Source organism: Vreelandella sp. EE27 (genome assembly GCF_968206495.1).
In genome coordinates this window covers 989,037-1,012,738 of the sequence record NZ_OZ309109.1, presented here as the reverse complement: position 1 = coordinate 1,012,738, position 23,702 = coordinate 989,037, and the positions used below count along the sequence as shown (strand labels likewise).

Genomic DNA, 23,702 nt, shown 5'->3' with positions numbered 1-23,702 from the left:
TAACGTTAACTATTCAAAGTTTAGGTACAAGCATTAATGCTCGATACCTTACTACGAACGCAAGGAGCAATAGCAATGAAAATGATCAAACCCGCTTTTCTAGGCACGCTGATGGTACCGGCTTTCATGTTCGCAGCCAGCGCTAACGCGCAGTCGAACGACTTGGACGCTACTTACATGACAGCCGCACCGCAGGGTACCTTTCATGCTGACTCGCTGACCGGCAATTCGGTACACAGCACCGTTGAGGACGACGATGAAATCGGCACCATCAACGATCTGATCATTGATCAGGACGGACAGATCCAAGCGGTCGTAGTAGGTGTTGGCGGTTTCCTGGGTATGGGCGAGAAAGACGTCGCCATCGAGTGGGACTCTCTTGACCTGACGCGTGAAGACGACGGCGAAGATTACGTGATTCGCGTAAACGCTACTCAAGAAGCGCTCGAAGAAGCCGAAGAGTATGACCGCGACGCTAACCGTAACGACGATATGAACAACGATGGTATGAATAACGATACCAACACGAACGGCGATATGGATCGTGACACCGATACGGATAACGATCTGGACACCTAATAGTTAGGTATTAGTGTGATCAAGGGCCCTGGTTTTTACCAGGGCTTTTTTTTGGCTATCGTTTGAGCGTTTAAACTCCATGGCATCTAATTTATTCAAACGGGCACGCAGTTCAAACAGGTAGTGTTAGTCACCTCCTCCCCTCTTGTTTCACTATCGCTTTTCCTAATACCTTCTTGTTAACGCTTTCCTCTTACTCCTACTCCTACTCCTACTCCTACTCCTACTCCTACTCCTACTCCTCTGTCTTTACCAAGCGACATCTACCAATTAACATCGATGGCCGCTGCTACTTTAATGGATCCCAATAAAAAAGCGCTGTCGAAGACAGCGCTTTAATCAAACTATTCGATCAGACCGACCGTTGAGGCCGGGTAAAAGAACTAGCCCTTGAGCTTCGCCGACATGGTGATTTCGGCTTTCAATACCTTGGATACCGGGCAGTTGGCCTTGGCGGTTTCTGCAGCTTCTTTGAAAGTCGCTTCGTCGGCACCGCTAACGGTTGCTTCGACTTCAAGATGGATTTTGGAGATATCGAATCCACCGCTGCCTTGCGAAAGCGTTACCGTTGCCTGAGTGTCGATCGCATCGGCGGTATAGCCTTTATCGCCCAGGACCATTGAAAGCGCCATTGAAAAACAGCTGGCGTGAGCGGCGCCGATCAGCTCTTCCGGGTTGGTGCCCTTCTCGCCTTCAAAACGCTGCTTGAAGGAGTAGCCGGCGTCCAGCACACCGCTTTCCGTGGCGATTTTGCCCTTGCCGTCTTTTAAGCCGCCTTCCCAATGTGCATTCGCTTTACTATCCATGGAATACTCCTGTTGCAATCATTTGCCTGGTTACTCAAAGGGCTCGGAAGAGACCTCCCGATGCCACACCCACAAGCGTAGCTCATTTTTAAAACCGTGCCGAGCGCCTTAACGCCCCGCTAGTGCTCATCGATGACCCGAACCTCATCGCCCACGGCCAGTGTCGCCCCGAGCCCCCTGGCAATCGTGACGTTTTGGCAAAAATAGGCCCCCTTGAGCGCAGGTTGCGTTTTAAGCTTGACCAGCGTCGCCAACGGCTCGCCAGGCTCAGGGATTTGCCCCGTTTGCTGGTCGGTGGTGACGATTTTACACCGCTGGCAGGGCTTGCACGGCGAAAGATGAATCGCATCATTAGCGGTACTGATCCTGCGCCAGGCATTTTCCGCCCAGGGCGTGGGGCAGTCGATCACGATATTGGGCCGAAAGCGCTCCATGGGCACCGGCGTCTGCTGGTTCTCACGCAGCGCCTCGTTAAGCGCGTCAAGCGAGCCGGTGGTCCCAATGGTCAGCGGATAGCCATCCGCAAAGTACGTGGGCGCCGTTGCACCGTCGATGGAGCGAGCCGGGCGCTCGAACTCGGTCGCAAAGCGCACCAGCCGAACCCCGGCCGCCTGTTCCCCTACCGCGCGTACCAGCCAGCGCGTCACGTCTTCACTTTCGGGCAAGGCCTTGCAGGCGTCTCCCCACACCGTGACCACACGCAGCGGGGTTTGGGGCCTTTCGAGCGAAATTTCGATCGAGCCCGCTTCGGGATGGGAAAGCACCAGCGCGTGCTCGGTCAACGCCACCGAAATCAAGGCAAGCGCCGGGATCTCGCGCTGGGTGACAAATGATTGCTGCTCATTGACCAGCATCCAGTGCCGGTCCCAGGCCAGCCCCTGGCGGGTGAGCGTTGCCTGCTCCAGGTCGATGCCTTTGAACGACTTTACCGGGTAGACGGTTAATTTTGTAATCTTCAAAAAGAGCCCCGCTTTTTCCTGAATGGTGGCTGTCTACTTTAGCGAACTCAAGAGTTTACCACCACGCTTTAAAGCGTTTGCCCCGTCTCGATGGTGTATCCCAGGTCGATAACGCTGGCGGCGGACTCTTCTTGCCCCTGAATACGCGCGATCAGCGCCTTCGCCGCCGTCTCGCCAATCGCCTGGCGCGGTGTGATTACGCTGGCGAGCCGGGGCGTCATCGCTTGGCCGACATCGTGACCGTGAAAGCCCGCGATCGCCAGCGCCTCGGGCACGCGAAGCCCCTGGCGCAGACACTCGAAGTAAGCGCCTACCGCTACATCGTCGTTGGTGCAAAAAATGCCGTCGGCGTCGGGGTGTTGCGCGATGATATCGCGCATTAGCTCGGCGCCCACGCTGTAAGAGGAGCGCGTGGTACTTTGCAGCGTCACCGGCGCCAGGCCGTGGCGGGTCATGGCGTTGGTATAGCCCTGCTCGCGCTGGCGAGTGCGCTCATCGAGGCGAACCGCCAGGTAGATGACCCGACGCCGGCCCCGACGAATCATCTCGCTGACCATATCATCGGCGGCCTGCACGTTGTCGTAGCCTACCGCCAGCTCCAAAGGAGTGCGGTAGGTATCCATGATTTCGACGATGGGGATGCCCGCGGTTTCCAGCATACGCAGGCTTCTGGGGGTGTGCTCGTGGTCGGAAAGAATCACGCCGTCCACGTTATAGGAGAGCAGCGACGCCAGGCTTTGCTCCTCGAGCGCCGGGCTGTAGCCGTAGTGCGACAGCATCAGGTGAAAACCCGCCGGCTCGGCGCACGCCTCGATCCCCACGATGACGTCGGCAAACACCTGGTTGGTAAGCGAAGGCACCAGTACGCCGATCGAGTGGCTCCTGGCGCGGGATAAAAGCTCCGGGGCGCGGTTGGGTATATAGCCCACCTGCTCCGCGGCATGAAAAATACGTTCGCGAAGCCCCTCGGACACGGTTTGCGGATTGCGCAGGCAGCGGCTGACGGTCATTTTCGTGGCGCCAACGCGCTCGGCGATGTCCTGTAACGTAGGGCGTTTTTTCTTCACACTGGCGGGCCTTGTAAGCGTTGGTCTGGCGCGTTCATCGATCCAGCATACGACGCCACCCCGCGTGTGAAAACCGCCAATATCAGGCCGGTTCGGCCAAACGGCTGATGAACCCCTCGACGATCGCCCCCGGCGCCAGCGCAATCGACAGGGTGACGGCTTCATCCTCCCCCGGCGCTTCCAAATCGGCCAGCTGGCTTGCCAGCATGTTGTCGCCCTTGAAGAAGTGGCCCTCGCGGGTTTCCAGACGCTCGCGCAAAAGCGCCTGGCTGCCTTCCAAAAACAGAATATTGAGCCCCGGGTCGCCCTCGCGTAAAAGATCCCGGTAGCGCTTTTTGAGACCGGAGCAGGCGATGACCACGCTTTCATCTTGCTGGCGATACTGGGCGAATAGCTTTGAAAGCGTTGTCAGCCACCCCTGGCGGTCGCTGTCATCGAGGGGCGTGCCGCTGGACATCTTGGCCACATTGGCGGGCGGATGATAGTCGTCGCCGTCGATGAACGGCGCGCCTAACGAGGCGGCTACCTGCTGGCCGACCAGGGACTTGCCACACCCGGAGGCCCCCATGACCAGGATACGATACGAAGTAGCGGGCATTGGTTTCTCTCCAGAGGCGCACCCCGTGCTTTAAAGCCCTGCCGCTTAAAAGCCGGAGGAATAGCGGATTAATGAATCGCGGGTTCGGTGTAGCGATAACGACTGTTAGCAATAACTGTTACCGGTAACATCGGTTTTCGGAAAGGCTATCGGCCCGGTTCCGCGGTGTCAAAGCAATAAAGGCCGCTTGCGACTAACGTCCAGGACTTGTTTAGTTGCCGCGATTTACGCTTCGAGCGCCCAGGCCACCGCTTTTTGCGCGTGCAGGGCGGTCGTATCCAACAGCGGCACGGGGCTATGCGTCTGGTCGACCAGCAGCGCAATCTCGGTACAGCCCAGCACCACGGCCTCGGCACCCTGCGCCTTTAAAGCATCGATGATTTCGAGATAGCGCTGGCGGGACGCATCAAAGATTTTGCCCCGACAAAGCTCTTCGAAAATCACCCGGTGGACGCTTTCGCGCTGAGCTTCATCGGGAATCACCACGTCGATACCGTAGCGCTGTTTGAGGCGCGCTTTATAAAAATCCTGCTCCATGGTAAAGCGCGTGCCCAAAAGCCCGACGCGGCTGATGCCGTCCTTTTGACACCGCTCGCCGGTGGCGTCCGCTATGTGTAGAAGCGGAATTCGAATCGCCTGTTCGATAGCCGGCGCGACTTTGTGCATTGTGTTGGTAGCCAGCAGCAAACAGCCTGCACCGGCCCCCTCTACCCGTTTGGCCGCCTCGGCCAGGTGCTGGCCGGCACCGTCCCAATCGCCTGCGCACTGAAGCGCCTCGATCTCGGCAAAGTCGACGCTCACCATGGCGATCGAGGCGGAGTGTAAGCCCCCGAGCGCCTCGTTGACCCCCTCATTCAGCGCTTTGTAATAGCTTTGGGTGGATTCCCAGCTCATGCCGCCCAGCACACCGATCGTTCGCATATCGCCTCTCCCGCTGTTGAAATGAACCTGTTGAATTGAACCTGTTGAATTGAACCTGTTGAATTGGATCGTTTGGCTGCAAATTAATTAAGCATATACGTCCTATAGCGGGTTTTCACTAGCTTGATGAGGGGTGAGAGACTACGTTTAGAGCATGTTAATATTCGAGAGCGCCATTGATTGAAGCGGTGGCGCTAAAGACGATTGTTAAGACCAGGAGCCGTTTTGATGAGCGATAGCTACACACCGCCACGTGTTTGGGAGTGGGAACCCGGTAACGGGGGCAAATTCGCGAATATCAACCGCCCGACGGCGGGCGCTCGGGAGGAAAAACCGCTGCCGGTTGGCAAGCATGCGCTTCAGCTTTATTCGTTGGCCACGCCCAACGGCGTCAAGGTGACCATTCTTCTCGAGGAGCTTCTAGAAAAGGGCATCAAGGAAGCCGATTATGACGCCCACCTCATTCAGATTGGCGAGGGCGATCAGTTCGGCAGCGGTTTCGTGGAGGTGAATCCGAACTCCAAGATTCCGGCGATGATGGATCACAGCGTTACCCCGCCCCAGCGGGTATTCGAGTCGGGCTCGATTTTGCTGTACCTGGCCGAGAAATTCGACGCCTTTTTGCCGACTGACCCGGCCAAGCGTACCGAAACACTCTCCTGGCTTTTCTGGCAGATGGGCAGCGCGCCGCTTCTAGGCGGGGGCTTCGGCCACTTCTACGCCTACGCGCCGGAAAGCTATCAGTACCCGATCGACCGCTACACCATGGAAGTGAAGCGCCAGCTCGACGTACTCGACCGCCACCTGGCGGACAACCGCTACATGGCCGGTGACGAGTACACCATCGCCGACATGGCGATTTACCCCTGGTACGGGGCACTGGTGAAAAACCGGGTCTACGAAGCGGCGGAATTCCTCCAGGCGCACACTTACAAAAACGTGGTTCGCTGGGCCGAGGAGCTCGACGAGCGCCCGGCGGTCAAGCGTGGCCGCATGGTCAACAAGACCTGGGGCGATGAGAGCGAGCAGCTTCACGAGCGCCACGACGCCAGCGACTTCGAGTACAAGACCCAGGATAAAGTGTAAGGGTCGACCGCTTACCCATCGCACAGCAAAACGGCCCTCGAGAGGGCCGTTTTGCGTTGATAACCCACCAAAATGTTAGCGCCTTTAGTGCGGACCGCGAACGTCTTGAAGGCTCGTGCGCTCGCCGGGGCTTTGGCTAGTCACCACCGAGAGCGAACCATCGGTTTCCAGCACGACCGCCGCGGCCTCGTTCATGTGGGCAAGCCCGCTTGCGCGCACCGCCGAGCGTACTTCGTCGGCGGTCACCCGGGCCTTGTAGAGCGCGTCTACCAAAAGCTCGCCTTGATAGAGCAGCATCAGCGGCTCGCCGGTCACCGCTCGCTTGACCCAGCCCACCCGCACGCTGAGCCAGGTAATCAGATACTGAAGCGCAATCAGCAAGGCCAGGGCCAGCGTGCCTTCGGCCAGTGCCACGTCCTTGGAGAGCAGCACCGTGGCAAGGGTCGAACCCAGCGCGACCGTCACGATCATGTCGAAGGCGTTCATCTTGGAGAGCGTACGATTACCCGAAATCCGCAAAAAGACGATCAGCACGAAGTAAGCCAGTACACCGACCACCAGCGTGCGCACCAGGCTTTCCCAACCGCTAAAAAACATCATGTCCATACGTAATACGCCGCCGTTTTCGATTCATGGACGTTGAGTGTAGTCACTCGATCCAGGACCGTCAGTGGGGATTACTTCGGACTCATTGTGGGTCGGCCTGGCGCTTTTGGTACTCACTCCACCACTCGGCGTAGGAGCTGTTTTTAGGGGCGCACTCGTTCTCGTCCGGCGCACCGTCGTCCCACCAGACCGGGCCGCGTTCGCCCAGCGCCTCTTTGGCGCTTTGCACGTCGGCCCGGGCTTTTTTCAACGCCTGCTCGTCGTCCTGGTCCTTGGCGGTTTTGACCGCGCGACGCGCCTTCATCAAGGCGTTGACGTGCTTTTGCTCTTCGTCCTCGTCCAGGCGCGGGTCGGTACAGCGCCAAAGCCGGTTTTTGGCCACGAAGTAGCGGCCATCCGGGGTATGAGGAAACGGCGCTTTTGGCATACAACGGCCCTCGTCAGATACGGCGTTGGCGACGCTTCAACGACCTAGAAACGCTTGGTCAGCGTGATCGAACCAATGGTGTCGTGGCTCTCCTGACCGTCGAACTCCTTGGTACGCTTGAGCGCGGTGTAGTTGACCTGCCAGTCGTCGTAGGCCAGCGCCAGTCCGGCGGAGGCGTCGGCTACCCACTCCTTGCTGTCGACCGAGTGGCTCGACGAGAAAACGTTGCCGTCTAGGGTCAGATTATGCGCCATGTAGTAGCCGTCCACGTTGGCGAACAGATACCACTGCCAGCCGTGGGTGCTTTCAAACTGCCCGCGATTGCCGGGGTTGGGCGTAATCGTGGGCACGCCGCTGGCGTCATCGCCCCAGCGCACGCCGTAGCCCGCACTTGCGTAGGTATAAAGGTTACCCAGCGCCGCGCCCAGGCTCGGGCCGTGGGCGAACTGCTTGCCGGCCAGCGGCATGTCGATCCACCACTGGCGGCGCAGGGTCGCGTTGGCGATCGGCTCATCGCTTAGCTGGTTGTCCCAACCCCGCGGCCGGTCGCTATCGGTGATGCGGTGCACTTCGCGCTGAATGCTATCGGCCTGGGAGGACGGCCCGACCAGGCCTACGTCCAGGTGCAGGTCCGTAGCCCGAGTAATGTTCTGGGTAATGGGCGTGTCTTCGTAAAACGACATGCCGGCAAACACCAGACCGGCATACGGCCGGTCCTCCTCGATCAGCGTAGGCACCTCGATCAGTTCCGGGGTGTAAATCTGATGCACCAGCCGAAACGCCACCTGGTCGGCCTGGCCGATGACGGCATCGGGCAAGGCGGTGGCCATGCGCTGAGTCCAGCTTTCGTTGCCCGGGGCGTAACCGTAGTTGAGCTCGAAACCGCTGGTAAAATGGTTGTCGTCGCTACTGGCGAGGCCGTCGTTTTCGATCTTGAGCGTTAAGGCGCTGTCGCTGGCTGCGGCGAGCGGTGATAACAGCAAAAAAGAAGCGGCAATAGCAAAGGCGTTCCGCCGTTTGGCAGAAGATACGTTCATGTTTCGTTCCTTGAGGCGTTCGGGGACCCGGTAAGCGTAGACGCTTATATACATTTTTGGCTGTATGCTACTAAAAATTTATTTAGTGGGCGTACTTTTCCCTTCGATGTTTCCAGGCCCGCGTCAATCCATTGAGCATGATAGCGATACAAGCGGCGTCTTAGCGCTCGCGAATCAGCCAGTTCGGGGTGACTTCGTGCTGCCCGGCATCGTTGGTCACAAATAGTGAGCCATCACTGATCATTATAGCCCAGTTGATCGCCCGGGGCAGGTCGGCGGCCACGGCCGAAAGGGCCGACTCGGGCAGGGTCGCCACGTGTAGATTCTTGAGCGAGGCAACGCCTGGCAGGACCTTTGCCTCCCACTGGTCCGTTCGCCCGTAGGCGAGCAGCGAAACGCGCTCGGCGCGGCGCGAGCACCAGGTCAGGCGCTCGGCGTCGGGCTGGCCTACCTCGATCCAGTGAAGCACGCGGCCATCCAGGCTTTTCTCCCAAAGCGCCGGTTCGTCTACGTCGGAAAGCCCACGGCCAAAACCGAGCGCTTCGCTATACCAGAGAACAAAGGCCAAAAGGCGCGCGCACAGGCGCTCTTCGGTTTCGGAAGGATGCCGGGCCACGGTGAAACGCAGCGTTTCGAATACGTTGCGGTCCAGGTCGGTCAGGTTCAGATCCACTTTATAGGGGGTCGCGCTTAAAGCCATTGAGGTCGTCCGATTTAATGTGGCCGTTAGTGTAACGGATTTGCGCTGCCCTCGCGCCGCTTCCAGGCGCGGCGCGCCCGAACGATGGCTCACTTTGTACGAAGCAGTATTAAACCAAGGTCGAGTGTTTAACGTCCGGGGTCATGCTCTACCATGCAAACACCACGATGTTACCGATAACATTTAGCTGCCGATGACCCAACACTACTGACCCTGGAGCACGCTCATGGATGGATGGACGCAAACGATGTCGGCGGGCCCCTTGCTGGGAATTGCCGCAGTAGCCGTTTTGCTGCTTCTGCTGCTGATCATCAGATTCAAGGTACACGCCTTTTTGGCCTTGATCGTGATCAGCTTTCTCACCGCGCTTGCGACCAACATCCCTTTTGATGCCATCGTGCCCACCCTGGTCGACAGCTTCGGGGGAACGCTTGGCGCCGTGGCGCTGCTGGTGGGCCTTGGCGCCATGCTTGGCAAGCTGGTGGAGCACTCTGGCGGGGCGCGCGTGCTGGCCGACAAGATGATCGAGCTGTTCGGCGAGCAGCGCGCTCCCCTGGCGCTGGGCGTCGCATCGCTGCTGATGGGTTTTCCGATTTTCTTCGATGCCGGCTTGATCGTCATGCTGCCGATCATCTTCGCCGTAGCGCGTAAACTGGGTGGTCCAATTCTACTTTACGCCATGCCCGCCGCCGCGGCGTTTTCGGTCATGCACGTGTTCCTTCCCCCGCACCCGGGCCCGGTCAGCGCCGCCGAGTACTACGACGCCAATCTGGGGCTTTTGATGCTTACCGGGGTGGTCATCGCCTTGCCGCTTTGGTGGGTGTCCGGCTATATGTGGGGCAAAATCGTTGCCAAAAGGCATCCTTTCCCGCTAGGCAAGGCGCTGTTTGGGGACGTCAAGGATGAAGAGATCACCAACCCGCCGGCGGTAGGCACGATCCTCTTCATGCTGCTGCTGCCGTTAGTGCTGATCTTCATGAATACCGGCCTCGACTTCCTGCGCTCACTCGGCGCGGTCGACAGCGGCCAGGCGTGGTTTCAGCTGTTACGCGCCCTGGGCAGCACGCCGGTGGCGCTTTTGATCTCGACGCTGGTCGCCATGCTGGTACTGGGGCACCGCCGCGGCGTGGAGGGCAATGCGCTCGAAAAAGTGCTGGATTCGTCGCTGGGGCCGATCTGCTCGGTGGTGCTCATCACCGGGGCTGGCGGCATGTTCGGCGGCGTTCTGCGCGCCTCGGGCATTGGCGATGCGCTCTCCGGCTCGCTCAGTGACCTGGGGCTGCCGGTGATCGTGGCGGCCTACGTGATCGCCGTCATCATGCGCTTGGCGCAGGGCTCGGCCACGGTCGCACTGGTCACCGCGGCGGGTCTGATGGCCCCCGCCGTCATCGGAGGAGGCTTCACGGATATGCAGGTCGTCGCCATCACCATCGCCACCGCGGCGGGCTCGGTATTTGCCGGCCACGTCAACGACTCGGGCTTCTGGCTGGTCGGTCGACTGCTGGGCATGGATGTCAAAACCACGCTCAAGACCTGGACAGTCCAGCAAGCGCTTGAATCGCTGGTCGGCTTTATTCTCGCCTACCTGATTTTCCTGTTGTTTTAAAACCGTTTGCCTACCAGAGGCGGGCCGCTGCCCGCCTCTTCATTATGCCTTGCTACGCTCATCGTTTAATAAAGTGGCGTTCGCAAGTGTGTCTTTCTCATGATTAGGCTCGCGCCAAGCTTCCGCTAACGCCCCTTCATACCAGGCCCGCATGGCGGGAAGCGCCAGCAAGCGATCGACGTATCCGCGCGAGCGCTCGCTTAGCGGTAATCCGAATGTCTGTACGCGAAACGCGACCGGGGCGAAGAAAGCATCGACACCGCTAAACTGCTCACTGGCTAAAAAGGGGCCACCAAAACGCTCGAGTCCCTCTTGCCACAGCGCATCCAGGCGCGTCAGATCCTTTTCCAGCGCCGCTGAAAAAGCGTTTGGCTTAACGCGCACCCCACAGTTCATCGGGCACTCGCCGCGCAGCGCACCAAAGCCGCTGTGCATTTCAGCGCTTGCCGAGCGTGCCCAGGCGCGGGCGGCGCGGTTTTCCGGCCACACGCCAGGATGAACCTCGGCCAAATACTCGATAATCGCCAGCGAGTCCCACACCGGGCCCGCCTCGTCATCAGCGGCCACCAGGCAAGGCACCATTGCCGAGGGCGAGAAGCGAATGAAACTGTCGTGGCTCTCCCCCGCACCGCCTTCAAACGGCGTAACGTGTTCGTTAAAGGGGATGTTCAGGGCCGTCATTAACACCCAAGGACGAAGCGACCAGGAGGAGTAGTTTTTATTGGCGATATGAAGATCGTACATCGCAGCACCACGCATTTAATGAGAGAGCCTTCGAGCATAAAAGAGGGGTGACCCTTGGGCCACCCCTTAATAACGGTGCGAGCGTTAATGAAATGAAAGCAGTGAGATTAGAACAATGTCATTAGAACTTCGCGGAGCGTTTTTCGACGAAGGCGCTCATGCCTTCTTGTTGCTCGGCCCCGGCAAAGCAGAGGGCGAACAGGCTGGTTTCCAGCGCCAGGGCGCTGTCCAGGTCCTGGTCCATGCCGTCGTGCACCGCCTGTTTGGCGGCGCGCACCGCCTGGCGGCCGTTGCCCTTGAGCTGTTGGGTGAGCTCTTCGACGTAGTTTGCAAGCTCCGCCTGGGGCATGACGCGATTGACCAGGCCGATACGCAGCGCTTCCTGGGCGTCGATCTTGCGCCCGGTGGTGACCAGGTCCATCGCCAGGGCGGGGCCGACCCGACGCGGCAGGCGCTGGGTGCCGCCAAAGCCTGGAATCACGCCCAGTAATACCTCGGGCTGGCCGAACACGGCGTTATCGCTTGCCACCGCCCAGTCGCAGGCCAGCGCCAGTTCACAGCCGCCGCCCAGACAGAACCCGTTGACCAGCGCCACGACCGGTACCGGCAGCGTTTCAAGGCGCTTGATGGTCCCCAGCGCCTGTTTGGCGAACGCGCGCGCCTGCTCAGGGTCCTTGTCGCGCATCTCGGTAATATCCGCCCCGGCTACGAAGGACTTCTCCCCGGCCCCGGTGAACAGCACCAGGCGAAGGTTGGTCTGGCGCTCGAGGGCGTCAAGGTGCGTTGCAAGCGCTTCGAGCACCTCGCCATTGAGCGCGTTCAGCGCCTTGGGCCGGTTGATCGTCAGCGTTACGACGCCGTCGTTGTCGTTTTTCTCGATTACCTGTTCGCTCATGTTGGCTCCTTTTTTATTAGGGATCAGGATGGGTCGCCATCGACATCCATCAGGCACTCATAGCCCGCTTCGATCACCGCGCGCTGGGCCCGACCGACCGGCAGCCATTGGGTAATGACGAAATGCGCGCTGGCAAGCTTGGCCTTGTAGAACGCATCGCTACTTTGCGCACGGGTAGCAGCAAGCGCCGCCTCGCCCATCTGCCAGGCGCAGAAGACGTGCCCGGCCAGGTTCAGAAACGGCGTGGCGTAGGCCTGAACCGCATCGACACCGCGATCCAAATCCTTGCCCTGCTCGAGCACGATGGCCATCGCCGCGCGCAGATCCTGGGCGCCCTGGCCGAGCGCTTCCCCCAGATGCGCCAGGCCCGCGTCATCGCCCAGGGCGCTGGCGGTTTGCTCGACGCGCTCGATCAGGCGCGTAAGCGCTGCGCCGTCATCGCGCTGGAGCTTGCGCCCGGCCAGGTCCAGCGCCTGAATACCGTTGGTGCCTTCGTAAATGGGCGCGATGCGCACGTCGCGCAGAAGCTGGGCCGCCCCGGTTTCCTCCACGTAGCCCATGCCGCCGTGCACCTGAATGCCCAGGGAGGCGATATCCACCGCCTGGTCGGTCGAGAAGCTTTTGACGATGGGAATCAAAACGTCGATCAGCGCCTGGGCGGCCTCGCGCTCGGCGGGCGTATCGCTGCGGCGTGCAATATCGAGCTGGCCGGCGCAGTAAAGAGCCAACGCCCGGAGCGCATCGGTACGCGCGCGCATGGAGAGCAGCATGCGCTTGACGTCCAGGTGCTCGCTAATCGTGGACTCCTTACCGCCGCGGGCGCTGGAAAGACGCCCCTGAACGCGTTCCTGGGCGTAATCCGCAGCGTGCTGGCAGGCACGCTCGGCCACGCCAATGCCCTGAATGCCGACCTTGTGGCGCGCTTCGTTCATCATGGTGAACATGTGATTGAGCCCGCGTCCCTCTTCACCCACCAGGTAGCCAATCGCCCCGCCCTGCTCGCCGAAGCTGAGCGTGCAGGTCGGCGAGCCGTGAATGCCGAGCTTGTGTTCGATGGAGGCGCAGGTGACGTCATTACGCTCACCGAGCGAGCCATCGTCATTGACGAGAAATTTGGGCACCAAAAACAGTGAAATGCCCTTGTTGCCTTCCGGCGCATCGGGTTTGCGGGCCAGCACCAGGTGAATGATGTTTTCCGCGGCGTCGTGCTCGCCCCAGGTGATGTAGATTTTCTGGCCGCTGATGCGGTAGTGATCGCCTTCGGGAACGGCTTTGGTGCGCACCTTGGAAAGATCCGACCCGGCCTGAGACTCGGTCAGGTTCATCGTGCCGGTCCAGCGCCCTTCGACCAGTTGGGGCAGGTAAGTCGCTTTGAGCGCGTCGCTTCCATGATGGGCCAGTGCCTCGATCGCGCCGGCGGTGAGCATGGGGCACAGACCCAGCGCCATATTGGCGCCGTGAAGCATCTCCTGCACCGCACTGGCCACGACTTCGGGCAGGTTCTGACCGCCCAGCGCTTCACGCACGCCAATACCGTTCCAGCCGCCTTCCACAAAAGCCTGGTAGGCGCTGGCAAAGCCTTCTGGTGTGGTGACACTGCCGTCCGGGTGGCGCGTGGCGCCCTGCTGGTCACCCACGCGATTCAGTGGGCCCCAAACATCGCCGGCCAGTTTAGCGGCCTCTTCGAGCACGGCTTCGACCAGATCCGGCGTGGCCTCCTCAAAGCCGGGCAGCGCCAGCGAACGATGCGCCAGCATCTCTTCGAGTACAAAGCGCAGATCGCGAACCGGCGCGACATAATCCTTCATGGCAACCCCTCAACCCAGGTGAAGTGACGTTTGAAAACGCGTAATCGTTAACTACAGCATGGTAGTCAAACGAGCGTTTGCACACTATTCACCCAAGGTATCACACCCTTTGGATTCACCGGGGGCCTTTACTGGCTTAAAGGGTCGGCGCCTGGGGGCGATGAACGCCCTCGACATCGTCGTAGTAGGTAATGTGCACTTCGTCCTCGGCCGGCGGGCCCACCATCGGCTCCGCCACGTCCACCTCGGGAACGACCTGGGAGAGATCCTCCAGGTGTTCGTGCTCCAGCGCCCCTTGAACCAGCTCCTCGGTGACGATCAGTTCGGCGCCGGCGCTGGACATCGGCGCTGTTGCGGTAAACGGCGCCACCGGTAGCGGTGCCGGGCGCACGCTGCGCCGCCAGCCAAAGAACAGCAAAAAGAACAGGCTCATGGCGCCGAACGCCCAGAAAAGCCCGGCGTCGCCAACAGACGTCATCACCGGGGAAATCAGTAGCGGGCTCAAGGTTGCGCCGATGGAGTTGATCAGCAAAAGCCCTTGGCTCATACGCACCAAAGCGCCGGCGGGCGCCCGGTCGGCGGCGTGGCTCACGGCCACCGGGTAGAAGGCGAACACACCACCACCGAGCAAAAACAACAATACGGCCAGCACAGGGGTCGAAAGCGTCAGCCAGAGCATCGCACCGGAAATCACGATACAGAACGCGCTGATACCGATCAGCACCATTTGCCGGTCGTGGCGGTCGGACCAGCGGCCAATGGGATATTGAAGCAGCATCGCCCCGAGGATCAACACGGCCATCATTTGGCCGACCTGGCCCACACTCATGCCGATGCGTTGCAGATAAAGCGGTAAAAGCGAGTAGGCGGCGGCCACTACCATGCCCGAGCCAAGGCTGCCCATCACGCCCGTGGGGGTCATGGTGATCAGCCGGTGCGGCGGCAGCGGTTCAGCGTGTTCGATCAAGGGGGAGACGCGGGGAATCATCGCCATGGGCAACACCGAAAGCGACGCCAGCATACCGATCACCATGAAGGGCGCGGTCACGCCCATGGCGTTGGTCACGCCTAACAGAAGCTGGCCCACCACCCCGGCGGCGTAGAGCGAAATCATGTAAAGGGCGAGCAGCCGGCCGCGCACCTTTTGATCGCCAGCGGTCAAAAGCCAGCTTTCGATGACCAGGTAGACGCCCACCGTGGCCCAGCCGCCGATCAAACGCAGCACGAACCACGCCCAGGGGTCGAAGAAAAGCCCTTGCAGCAAAACGGTCACGGCGACCAGCGAGGCGAAGCTGCCATAAGCGCGAATATGGCCAATACGCACCAGCAGCCGGTCGTTGAACATGGCGCCAAACGCCAGGCCGATGAAGTAGGCCGACGACACGACACCGATCAGCGTCGCGGATTCGCCCGCCGCGTCCAGGCGAAGGGTGATCAGCGTGGCCAAAAAGCCGTTGCCGATCCCCAGAATGAAAAGCCCCAATAACGGCGCAAGCGCCATAGCCAACAGTTGCCGCGACATGCCCACCTCACCTTGCCTTGCCATAATGGTATTGAGTACCGTACCGGCCGCTTCTTTGCCGGTACACACACAGGGCAAGAAAACGGGCGCGCAATTATTGCGCTCGGCGCTTTAAAGTCAACGCTTTTTATATCGTATGTTAACTATCGGCTGAGAGAGCCCGTCCTTTATCCAACCCGACGCGGCGTTTACGGTAATATTACCAGGGTGCAAGTACTACCTGGCTTGCCGGCCAATGATTAACTGACACTCAACGACCGGGCTGGCGTATCATCCTGGTACTGATCAAGAAAGCCCCGGATCACGATAATCTTTTCAGGAACGTATTAAGGAAGGTGACATGCTCACAGGCCTGGACCATTTAGTAGTAACCGTAACCGACATGGGCCGCGCCGTGGATTTCTACTCCCGCGTGCTCGGGCTCGACGTGCGCTATCGCGACGCCCAGCGGGTGGACCTGATGCTGGGCGATACCGCGCTGCGCCTGCATCAAACCGATACGGATATCGCGCCGATTTCCGCTACGCCCACGCCGGGCAGCCTGGACTTGTGCCTGCGCTGCCAACTGCCGCTGGAGGAGTTCATCGACCACCTCGAGGCGCTTTCCGTCGAGATAGAACTTGGCCCGGTACAGCGCCAGGGAGCGAGTAGCACGATCGAGTCGGTGTACCTGCGCGACCCGGACGGCAACCTGCTGGAAATCTGCCGCCCGCTGGGACGTTGAACCGGGGAGGCTAAGAAAAAGTTACTCTCCACCGATGATACCGGTTGTCATCCGCGCTATTATAGCGCCTTCACCCGCATCGCCGAGATGCTGGACACCATTGTTTGTAACGACATTTGTAACAACAGGAGTACCCATGCAAGATGACAACACCCCACTGAACGGCGATGTCGTAGGCAGCGAAGCACAGACAGGCAGCGTCGCCAAGAAGCCCGACACCACCTTTGTCATGGTGAACTATGCCCTTTATCTCGCCGGTTACGTCACCGGTGGTTTTACGATGCTGGTAGGGCTGATCATCGCTTATGTCTATCGCGGCAAAGGCCCCGAATGGCTCGATGAACACTACCGCTATCAAATCCGTACCTTCTGGATCGGCATGGTTTACAGTGTCATCTCATTATTCTTGTTCTTGTTTGTCATCGGCATACTCATGTTAGTACTACTCGCGGTCTGGATGATCGTCCGCATTGTCGTCGGTTTCAAGGCGCTGCAGGAAGGACGCGCGCCTTCCAATGTCGATACCTGGCTCATCTGATCCATGCAGGACGAGGATCGCGGTACGCGGCGCGGGGCGCTACAGGCGCGCGTCATCGCTTGGCTATGGAAGACTCTTTCCCGGCGGCGCTTGACGACGCTCTGGCGCGTGGCGTCGCTGCTCGGCCCTCAGGTTTACCGTTTCAGCAAGCGTGAGCGCCGCGTTACCGAGCTCAACCTCAACGAGGTCTACCCTTCGGCTACGGCCAACGAGCAAAAGCACCTCGCCAAGCAGAGTCTCAAGCACTCCACGGCCACCATGCTGGAGCTTGGCTTCGCGTGGATGGCCGCGCCGGAAAGAGTCGCCGCGTCGATCGTCGCGGTGCACGGCCGCGACAAGCTGGACAGCGCCCGAGCCGAGGGGCGTGGCGTAATCGTACTCGCCCCCCACTTTGGCAACTGGGAAGTGCTCAACTTCTGGCTCTCCAGCAACTTTCCCTTCACCGCCATGTACGAGCCCCCCAAGATCACCGATCTGGAGCCGATCATTCGCCCCGGCCGCGAGCGCATGGGCGCAAGCCTGGTACCCACTAACCCGCGCGGCGTGGCGGCCCTTTTGAAGGCGCTCAAACGCAGCGAGGCGATCGGTATCCTGCCCGACCAGGAACCCAACTGGGGCAGCGGCGTTTTCGCGCCGTTTTTCGGGCGGCCGGCCTACACCGCGACCCTGCTACCCAAGCTCGTTGCCCGCACCCAGGCGCGCGTCGTCACCGGCGTGGCGCTTCGCGTGCCGGGCAAGGGCTTCGTGATCCATTTTTTGGATGCCGACGAGCGCGTCTACAGTGAAGAGGACGTCACGTCGGCCACCGGCGTCAACGCAAGTGTCGAAGCCTCGATTGCGCTCGCCCCGGAGCAGTATCAGTGGGAGTACAAGCGCTATCGCAAGGTCGTCGAAGAGGCCCAGGGCCTTAAAAACGTCAAGCAATATCGTCTTTACTGATACCCGCCACACCCGCTAACCCTGCTCAAGGCGCCGGCGCGCCGAAATCTTCCTGCAACCAGTGACGCAGCTCGCTCATTCGCGGTGCGTTATAGGGATCGTCAAGTGGCGGAAGCGTGCCATCGATAAAGCCGCGGGCACGGAAGGCGTCCAGCAGCGCCGGATCCTTGCTGAAAACGTGCACCGGCACCGCCGCACTTGCCTCTTCGCCAGTGATCAGCGGCGCCGGCTGGTGGTCACCGAGAACGATCAAGAGCGTGTCGTCGTCCACCACGCGCTCGGCAAAGCGCCCGGTGGTTTTGACCGAATAATCCACCGACCAGCCGTAGTGGTCGCGAATACGCTCCAGATCCTGCCAGAGCACCTCGGGCGGGTCGGCGGCGTTTTCCCAAGGGGTGAAAATTCCACCGTCACCAATCATCGACCAGTTCTCAAGCACGGGCAGTATCGGTGTCCAAGGGGCATGGCTCGAAATGAGCGTGATTTGGGCGAAAAGCGGGACATCGTCGAGCTGGGTGCGGGCGACGTAATCCAGGGTGAACTGATCGGGCATGGTCACCCAGTTGAGCATCGGCCCGGCGTAGGGAATATTGCGCGCGGTTTTGATCTCTTCGAACCCGTAGGCGACGCCCTCGGGCCAGGCAAGCGTAATGGCCGGCATGACGGTGAGCGAGCGCTGGCCGGTCGCGTGGAAATCATCCACCAGGGTGGAGTGGCCGCTATCCAGCATGAGCCGGTACCAGAGCTGGTTATCGATCCACCGCCCGCTCAATACGCTGGCGTGAGCAAGCCAGGACTGGCCGCCACGGATCGGCGCCTCTAAAAGACCGGAGACCACGCCGATATCGCGCGCCTGCAAGCGCTCCTCCATTTCCTCGAGCGTTGCTTGAATGAGCACGCCATAGCGCGGGTCGTCGAGCGCCGTCACCCCGTAGGATTCGATGAACGTTAGCAGCACGTTACGCCCGGAAAGACCCGGCAGTGGCTGCGCCTCGAGCGGCGTCTGCTCGAGCTGGTCTTCGAAGGCCTGCCGCGCCCGATGCGTGGCGGCTATCTGCTCGGCCTGAAAACGCGTGACATCGACCATCGGCAGCGCTGAATTCGCCAGCACCCGGTGACCGTTATACGCCAATACGCCGAGCACGAGCGCGCCTGCCGCAATCCCCATTGCGAGAAGCCTCGGCAGGCGCCGTGACGCAAGCGAACGCCTGGGTGAGAGCAGCCAGCCCACCAAAACGAGCACGCCCAAAAAGACGAACCCGCCCAGCAACATTATGAAAACTCCGGCCAACTGGCCTACATTACCTACTAGCAGATGATAAATAGAGCGCAGCAGCGGAACATCGAGATACAGGTTGAGCGAGCGGCCAAACGCCGTATGGGTAGCGACGCCGCCCAGGTTGGCAGCGCTGACAAGCCCCGCCCACGCGACGATGAGCACCATGAGCAAGCGGCGCACGCGCCCTACCGGCATCAGCATCAGTAGCGGGGCCAGAACCCACGCTTCCAGGGCAATGAGCATTACGCCGGGAGCCTCGAAACGCCACCACAGGGGTGCGACGAGCAGAAAATTAAGCGCTAGCGCTGCGATTAAAAAGCGGAGCATGAATAGGTCGACACCCTGAAAAAACCTTTTAGGCGAGAAAGGCCGCAACACCGTATAGTTAACGCTGCGTTGACCGGACGGACTTTAATCGCCAACCTAATATAGTGGTCTGAAATTCAAGGATAACGGAACTGCGCCTGGCAAAATAGCGATAGTCAAAACACCAGGCCCTCCTGCAGCAATAAAATACATTTAAAGCCTGGTTTTCGATTAATCATGGCCTTTATAAGAAGGGAACTCATTCATGAAAGGTCGCCTTGGCGCGAAATGGATCGTGGCGTTGGGCGTGGCTAACGCCCCGCTTGTTCAAGCAAACGACGCCCCGTTCGACGACGTGATCGCACGCGCTGAAACCCTGGCCGCAGCGCCTTACGAGCCGCCGAAGCCGCGCCTCTCCAGTGCCTTGCAGAACTTAAGCTACGACGCCTACCGCCAGATTCGCTTCGATCCCGAGCGCGCCTACTGGCGCGGAAACGACTCGTTTTCACTGCAGCTTTTTCATAGCGGATTTTTGTTTTTACACCCGGTGAAACTCAACGTCATCGACGGTGACAACGTCGAGCGGCTGCGCTTTACCAGCGACGATTATATCTACGAAGGTGAGGCTCAGGCCCTGTTAAAGGACGACCTGTCCGGTAGCGACCACGCGGGGTTTCGCCTGCATTACCCGCTCAATAGCGAAGCGTATCACGACGAGGTCGCGGTCTTTTTGGGCGCCAGCTATTTTCGCCTGGCAGGACGCGACCAGGCCTACGGGCTCTCGGCGCGGGGGCTTGCCATCGATACCGCCGCCGGTGAGCAGGAGGAGTTTCCCGAGTTTCGCGAATTCTGGTTCTTCAAACCCGATGAAGGCGACACCACTCTGACCTTTTTAGCGCTGATGGATAGCCCTTCGCTAAGCGGCGCCTATCGCTTTACGCTCACCCCGGGCGAGCAAACCGGCCTGGAAGTCGAGGCCGAGCTTTTCGCCCGCGACGATATCGATAAACTCGGCGTCGCACCGCTCACCAGCATGTTCGCCTTCGGCGACGTCACATCGAACCCGCCCGACGACTTTCGCCCCCAGGTCCACGACTCCGACGGCCTTTTACTGCATACCGGCGGCGACGAGTGGATATGGCGCCCGCTCAGCAATCCGGACACGCTACGCCTTTCCCAGTTCAGTGACGAGGGTCCGGCGGGGTTTGGTCTGATGCAGCGCGAACGCGACTTCGACCGCTACCTGGATATGGAAGCGCAATATCATCGCCGGCCGAGCCAATGGGTGGAGCCGCTGCAAGCCTGGGGCTCGGGCCATGTGGAACTGATCGAAATCTCGACCCCGGACGAAACCCACGACAATATCGTCGCGTACTGGGTGGCAGACGCGCCATTGAACGCCGGTGAGTCGCGCACGCTGCACTACCGCACCTACACCCTCGACGAGGCGCTTGAAGCCAACACCCAGGCCCGGGTTTTTCGCACCCGCCAGGGGCAGGTGGGTATTACGAAAGCGAGCGCCGTGCGCGAGGAGCGCCAGTTCATCGTGGATTTCGAAGGCGGCGAGCTCGATGGCTTAAGCCAAGACGCGGATATCGAACTGTTTATCGAGACCAGCACTGGTGATGTGCGCGAATCGCACGTATTGGCACTGCCCGCTAACCGGTGGCGCGCCAGCTTCCGTATCCCGACCGATGCCGCCACCGACATCCGTTTACGGCTTGAATTGAACGGCGAACCGATTAGCGAAACCTGGAATTACGTGTGGTACCCCGATGTCTGAACAACTCAATACCGATGTTCGTATCCCCTGGCTTGGAAGCCGCCGCGCCTTTTACGCCTTCGCGGTGCTTGCTTCTAGTGCGCTAGGTTTTTTAGCGATGGCACGAGTCGTCGCCGATTTAGCCCTGGGCTGGCAAATCGCGCTGCTGACCCTGTTCGTGCTTACCTTTGGCTGGATCGCCATGGCCTTTTGGGGAGCGGTGTGTGGCTTCGTCATCTGCGCGCTTCGCCTGGACCCGTTGACACTTCGACGCCAGCGCCCGGCCCCGCCGAACGCCTATCGTCTGGTCAGTAAAACCGCCCTGGTGATGCCGATCTACGCCGAGCCGCCGATTCCGACCATTGCCGGTCTCGAGGCCACCTGTCGCTCGCTTTTGGGTCAAGCCAACGCCCAGGACGCAACACCTGATGAAAGCGGCGAAAACAAGCTTCATCCACACTTCGACGTCTTCATTTTAAGCGATACGCGAGATGCGTCCCAGGCCGAGGAAGAAGCGGCCCACGTTGCGGCGTTACAGCAACGCCTGGCCGGTCAAATCAACGTCTACTACCGCCGCCGCGAAAACAATGAAGGGCGCAAGGCGGGCAACATCGCCGAGTTCTGCCGGCGCTGGGGGCGACGCTATGACTTCATGGTGGTGCTCGATGCCGACAGCCTGATGAGTGGCGCCACGCTTTTGCACATGGTGCACCGCATGCAGCGTGAGCCCAATGTCGGGCTCATTCAGACGGTTCCCATTCCCGTTGGCCAGCACACGCTGTTTGGCCGATGTTTACAGCTGGCCTCGGCCCTTTACAGCCCGATGCTGGCCGCCGGACAAAGCTTTTGGCAAGGAGACGCGGCCAACTACTGGGGGCATAACGCCATCATTCGCACCCGCGCCTTCATGGCGCATGCGGGGCTGCCGGCCCTGCCGGGCAAGGCGCCCCTGGGGGGCGAGCTATTGAGCCACGATTTCGTGGAAGCCGCGCTTTTGAAGCGCGGCGGCTGGAAAGTACTGCTGGATACCGGCGCGACCACCGCCGTCTCGTCCCAGGCGCCGCCTACTGGTGCCAATCACAACAGCTTCGAGGCGATGCCCAGTAACCTTTTAGACTTTGCCAAACGCGACCGACGTTGGCTCCAGGGCAATTTGCAGCACCTTCGCCTGTTGACCGGCGCCGGCTTTCACCCGATCAGCCGCCTGCATTTTCTATTCGGCGCCTTCGCCTATCTCTCCTCGGTGGTGTGGTTGGGGCTTTTGGTGTGCACCAGTCTTTTGGTATGCGTTCAGGCCATGACCGCCACCCCGGGCCATGCCCTGCCCACACCCCTCTCGCTCGGGCTTTTATCGGTCACGCTTTTCATGCTGCTCGCTCCCAAGCTTTTGGGGTTGCTGCTAACCCTCGTGCAGTCTCCCAGGGCCTTTGGTGGGCGCTTCAAGCTCGTCGTCAGCGTGCTGGTCGAACTGCTCTTCGCCGCCCTCATCGCACCGCTGATGATGGCCTGGCACAGTCTTTTCATCTTCAATGTACTGCTGGGCCGCTCCGTCGACTGGCAAACCCAGCATCGGGGTGAGCGCTCACTTGCCTGGGGCGAAGCCTGGTGGCATACCGGTTGGATGACGGTATGCGGTGTCGCCTGGGCCGGAGTGATGTATCTCTTCTCGCCTCATGCGTTTGCCTGGCTGGCCCCGGCCTGGTTTGGCTTGATCGCCGCCGCGCCGATCGTCAAGTATTCAAGCAGCGGTACCTGGGGCGGGGTCATCAGCCACCGCTTGGGCCTTTTGAAAACCCCCAGCATTACCTTCAAGCCCGCGCTTTTGAACGACTTCGCCGCCCTGGGCGCGCGAAGCGGCGATGAGTACGCCCAAGAGGCGCCGCTCGAGGGCGCCACGTACCCCCTGCCTGGCGAGCTTTTGGGGGATATGCCCCGCCAGTCGTTTCGCCGATTCGACAAGCAGCCAATCGTCGACGCCTCGGCCAAAGAGCCCCATTGATGGCGCACTCGCTGCTGCAAAGGCTCAAAAGCACCGGCGGCGTGGCGCGTTCACTAATCGTCTACTGGCGCCCTGGCCGTCAAAAAGGGCTAAGGCGCCTCTATCGCCCGTTCATAACGCCAGGCGAGGTGGCGTTTGATATCGGCGCGCACCTGGGAGATCGCAGCGCGGCGTTTCGGGCGCTGGGCGCCAGGGTCGTGGCCCTCGAGCCTCAGCCAGCACTGGCCAAGTGGTTTCGACGCGTACTCAAACATGACGATATCACCTTGCTGTCGCTGGCCGCCGGCCCCGAGGCGGGCCACGCGGATATCGCGATCAGCGCCGCTAACCCCACGCTCTCTACCCTGGCCCATGAGTGGCGCAGCCAAATAGGCACGCATAACCCGGGCTTTCAGCGCATCGCCTGGGAGCAGACGCTGCGCGTCGAGGTGACCACGATGGACCAGCTCATCGCGCGTTTTGGGCTGCCCTGCTTTATCAAGATCGATGTCGAAGGCTTCGAAGCCGAGGTACTCAAGGGGCTCAACCACCCGGTGGCGGCGCTTTCGGTGGAATTCGTGGCCGGTGTACTTAAGGTCAGCCTCGCCTGCGTCGGGGAGATCGAGCGCCTGGGTGACTACCGCTTCAACGCAGTGGCCGGCGAGCAGCGCGATTTTCGCTTTGACGAGTGGCAAACCGCCGCGGCGCTGCGCCAATGGCTCGACGAAGGCGCCGACGGGCTCGCCTCTGGCGATCTATACGCCTGCCGAGCGGACCACCCATTGATGACCTCAAACGTCTAACAACGCACAAGG

23 protein-coding genes are annotated in these 23,702 nt (G+C 60.4%); 9 read left to right on the top strand and 14 right to left on the bottom strand.

The window, feature by feature from the left end; genetic code table 11:
- Nucleotides 1–75: 75 nt before the first annotated feature.
- Nucleotides 76–579: a PRC-barrel domain-containing protein gene (locus tag ACWHVV_RS04830; RefSeq protein WP_447928339.1), complete on the top strand. Its 504-nt coding sequence runs from the start codon at nucleotides 76–78 to the stop codon at nucleotides 577–579.
- A gap of 383 nt (nucleotides 580–962) precedes the next feature.
- On the opposite strand, the gene ACWHVV_RS04825 is transcribed toward ACWHVV_RS04830, so the two are convergent.
- The 5 genes from ACWHVV_RS04825 to ACWHVV_RS04805 all read right to left on the bottom strand — a co-directional run bounded on the left by ACWHVV_RS04825 (nucleotide 963) and on the right by ACWHVV_RS04805 (nucleotide 4,930).
- Nucleotides 963–1,385: an OsmC family protein gene (locus ACWHVV_RS04825; RefSeq protein WP_447895435.1), complete on the bottom strand. Its 423-nt coding sequence runs from the start codon at nucleotides 1,383–1,385 to the stop codon at nucleotides 963–965.
- Between the two features lie 119 nt (nucleotides 1,386–1,504).
- On the bottom strand, nucleotides 1,505–2,344 hold the full coding sequence (locus ACWHVV_RS04820; RefSeq protein ID WP_447928338.1) for an MOSC domain-containing protein: 840 nt from the start codon (nucleotides 2,342–2,344) through the stop codon (nucleotides 1,505–1,507).
- Between the two features lie 68 nt (nucleotides 2,345–2,412).
- Nucleotides 2,413–3,411 carry a substrate-binding domain-containing protein gene (locus tag ACWHVV_RS04815; RefSeq protein WP_447928337.1) on the bottom strand — a complete coding sequence of 333 codons (999 nt, stop codon included), beginning with the start codon at nucleotides 3,409–3,411 and terminating at the stop codon, nucleotides 2,413–2,415.
- Nucleotides 3,412–3,493: 82 nt separating this feature from the next.
- A complete protein-coding gene (locus ACWHVV_RS04810) occupies nucleotides 3,494–4,009 on the bottom strand; it encodes a gluconokinase (protein ID WP_447928336.1) in 516 nt (171 codons plus the stop codon).
- Nucleotides 4,010–4,234: 225 nt separating this feature from the next.
- On the bottom strand, nucleotides 4,235–4,930 hold the full coding sequence (locus ACWHVV_RS04805) for an aspartate/glutamate racemase family protein (RefSeq protein WP_447928335.1): 696 nt from the start codon (nucleotides 4,928–4,930) through the stop codon (nucleotides 4,235–4,237).
- A gap of 228 nt (nucleotides 4,931–5,158) precedes the next feature.
- On the opposite strand from ACWHVV_RS04805, the gene yghU reads away from it, so the two are divergent.
- Nucleotides 5,159–6,016 (top strand): glutathione-dependent disulfide-bond oxidoreductase, encoded by an 858-nt coding sequence (yghU, locus tag ACWHVV_RS04800; protein ID WP_447928334.1) that lies wholly within the window; start codon nucleotides 5,159–5,161, stop codon nucleotides 6,014–6,016.
- 84 nt (nucleotides 6,017–6,100) lie between these two features.
- Here the strand turns inward: yghU and ACWHVV_RS04795 are convergent, their stop codons facing one another.
- The 4 genes from ACWHVV_RS04795 to ACWHVV_RS04780 all read right to left on the bottom strand — a co-directional run bounded on the left by ACWHVV_RS04795 (nucleotide 6,101) and on the right by ACWHVV_RS04780 (nucleotide 8,786).
- Complete coding sequence (locus tag ACWHVV_RS04795) at nucleotides 6,101–6,622, bottom strand: DUF421 domain-containing protein (protein ID WP_447895429.1); 522 nt, start codon at nucleotides 6,620–6,622, stop codon at nucleotides 6,101–6,103.
- An 82-nt stretch (nucleotides 6,623–6,704) separates the two neighbouring features.
- A complete protein-coding gene (locus ACWHVV_RS04790; protein ID WP_447895428.1) occupies nucleotides 6,705–7,049 on the bottom strand; it encodes a hypothetical protein in 345 nt (114 codons plus the stop codon).
- Nucleotides 7,050–7,093: 44 nt separating this feature from the next.
- Nucleotides 7,094–8,086: a lipid A deacylase LpxR family protein gene (locus ACWHVV_RS04785; RefSeq protein WP_447928333.1), complete on the bottom strand. Its 993-nt coding sequence runs from the start codon at nucleotides 8,084–8,086 to the stop codon at nucleotides 7,094–7,096.
- Nucleotides 8,087–8,246: 160 nt separating this feature from the next.
- Nucleotides 8,247–8,786 carry a YaeQ family protein gene (locus ACWHVV_RS04780; RefSeq protein WP_447928332.1) on the bottom strand — a complete coding sequence of 180 codons (540 nt, stop codon included), beginning with the start codon at nucleotides 8,784–8,786 and terminating at the stop codon, nucleotides 8,247–8,249.
- Between the two features lie 226 nt (nucleotides 8,787–9,012).
- On the opposite strand from ACWHVV_RS04780, the gene ACWHVV_RS04775 reads away from it, so the two are divergent.
- Entirely contained in the window at nucleotides 9,013–10,392 is a 1,380-nt protein-coding gene (locus tag ACWHVV_RS04775; RefSeq protein ID WP_447928331.1) for a GntP family permease, read from the top strand.
- Nucleotides 10,393–10,434: 42 nt separating this feature from the next.
- Here ACWHVV_RS04775 and ACWHVV_RS04770 read toward each other — a convergent pair whose 3' ends face one another.
- The 4 genes from ACWHVV_RS04770 to ACWHVV_RS04755 all read right to left on the bottom strand — a co-directional run bounded on the left by ACWHVV_RS04770 (nucleotide 10,435) and on the right by ACWHVV_RS04755 (nucleotide 15,361).
- A complete protein-coding gene (locus ACWHVV_RS04770; RefSeq protein WP_447928330.1) occupies nucleotides 10,435–11,136 on the bottom strand; it encodes a glutathione S-transferase family protein in 702 nt (233 codons plus the stop codon).
- Nucleotides 11,137–11,257: 121 nt separating this feature from the next.
- Complete coding sequence (locus ACWHVV_RS04765) at nucleotides 11,258–12,031, bottom strand: enoyl-CoA hydratase/isomerase family protein (RefSeq protein WP_447928329.1); 774 nt, start codon at nucleotides 12,029–12,031, stop codon at nucleotides 11,258–11,260.
- Between the two features lie 23 nt (nucleotides 12,032–12,054).
- Nucleotides 12,055–13,839, bottom strand: coding sequence for an acyl-CoA dehydrogenase (locus ACWHVV_RS04760; RefSeq protein ID WP_447928328.1), 1,785 nt, complete (start codon nucleotides 13,837–13,839; stop codon nucleotides 12,055–12,057).
- A gap of 136 nt (nucleotides 13,840–13,975) precedes the next feature.
- Entirely contained in the window at nucleotides 13,976–15,361 is a 1,386-nt protein-coding gene (locus ACWHVV_RS04755; protein WP_447928327.1) for an MFS transporter, read from the bottom strand.
- A gap of 340 nt (nucleotides 15,362–15,701) precedes the next feature.
- Here ACWHVV_RS04755 and ACWHVV_RS04750 point away from each other — a divergent pair, with 340 nt between their 5' ends.
- From ACWHVV_RS04750 to ACWHVV_RS04740, 3 genes are all read left to right on the top strand, one after another.
- Nucleotides 15,702–16,085, top strand: coding sequence for a VOC family protein (locus ACWHVV_RS04750; protein WP_447528082.1), 384 nt, complete (start codon nucleotides 15,702–15,704; stop codon nucleotides 16,083–16,085).
- A gap of 136 nt (nucleotides 16,086–16,221) precedes the next feature.
- Nucleotides 16,222–16,623 (top strand): DUF4870 family protein, encoded by a 402-nt coding sequence (locus ACWHVV_RS04745; RefSeq protein WP_447528081.1) that lies wholly within the window; start codon nucleotides 16,222–16,224, stop codon nucleotides 16,621–16,623.
- Nucleotides 16,624–16,626: 3 nt separating this feature from the next.
- Complete coding sequence (locus ACWHVV_RS04740) at nucleotides 16,627–17,562, top strand: lysophospholipid acyltransferase family protein (RefSeq protein ID WP_447928326.1); 936 nt, start codon at nucleotides 16,627–16,629, stop codon at nucleotides 17,560–17,562.
- 25 nt (nucleotides 17,563–17,587) lie between these two features.
- On the opposite strand, the gene ACWHVV_RS04735 is transcribed toward ACWHVV_RS04740, so the two are convergent.
- Entirely contained in the window at nucleotides 17,588–19,168 is a 1,581-nt protein-coding gene (locus ACWHVV_RS04735; RefSeq protein ID WP_447928325.1) for an alkaline phosphatase, read from the bottom strand.
- A gap of 244 nt (nucleotides 19,169–19,412) precedes the next feature.
- Here ACWHVV_RS04735 and ACWHVV_RS04730 point away from each other — a divergent pair, with 244 nt between their 5' ends.
- The 3 genes from ACWHVV_RS04730 to ACWHVV_RS04720 are packed head-to-tail and all read left to right on the top strand — an operon-like array spanning nucleotide 19,413 to nucleotide 23,690.
- Nucleotides 19,413–20,930: a glucan biosynthesis protein gene (locus ACWHVV_RS04730; protein ID WP_447928324.1), complete on the top strand. Its 1,518-nt coding sequence runs from the start codon at nucleotides 19,413–19,415 to the stop codon at nucleotides 20,928–20,930.
- Nucleotides 20,923–22,908, top strand: a complete 1,986-nt coding sequence (gene mdoH / locus ACWHVV_RS04725) for a glucans biosynthesis glucosyltransferase MdoH (RefSeq protein WP_447928323.1) — start codon at nucleotides 20,923–20,925, stop codon at nucleotides 22,906–22,908. The genes ACWHVV_RS04730 and mdoH overlap by 8 nt, the downstream gene beginning before the upstream one ends.
- A complete protein-coding gene (locus tag ACWHVV_RS04720) occupies nucleotides 22,908–23,690 on the top strand; it encodes an FkbM family methyltransferase (protein ID WP_447928322.1) in 783 nt (260 codons plus the stop codon). The genes mdoH and ACWHVV_RS04720 overlap by 1 nt, the downstream gene beginning before the upstream one ends.
- Nucleotides 23,691–23,702 lie beyond the last annotated feature (12 nt).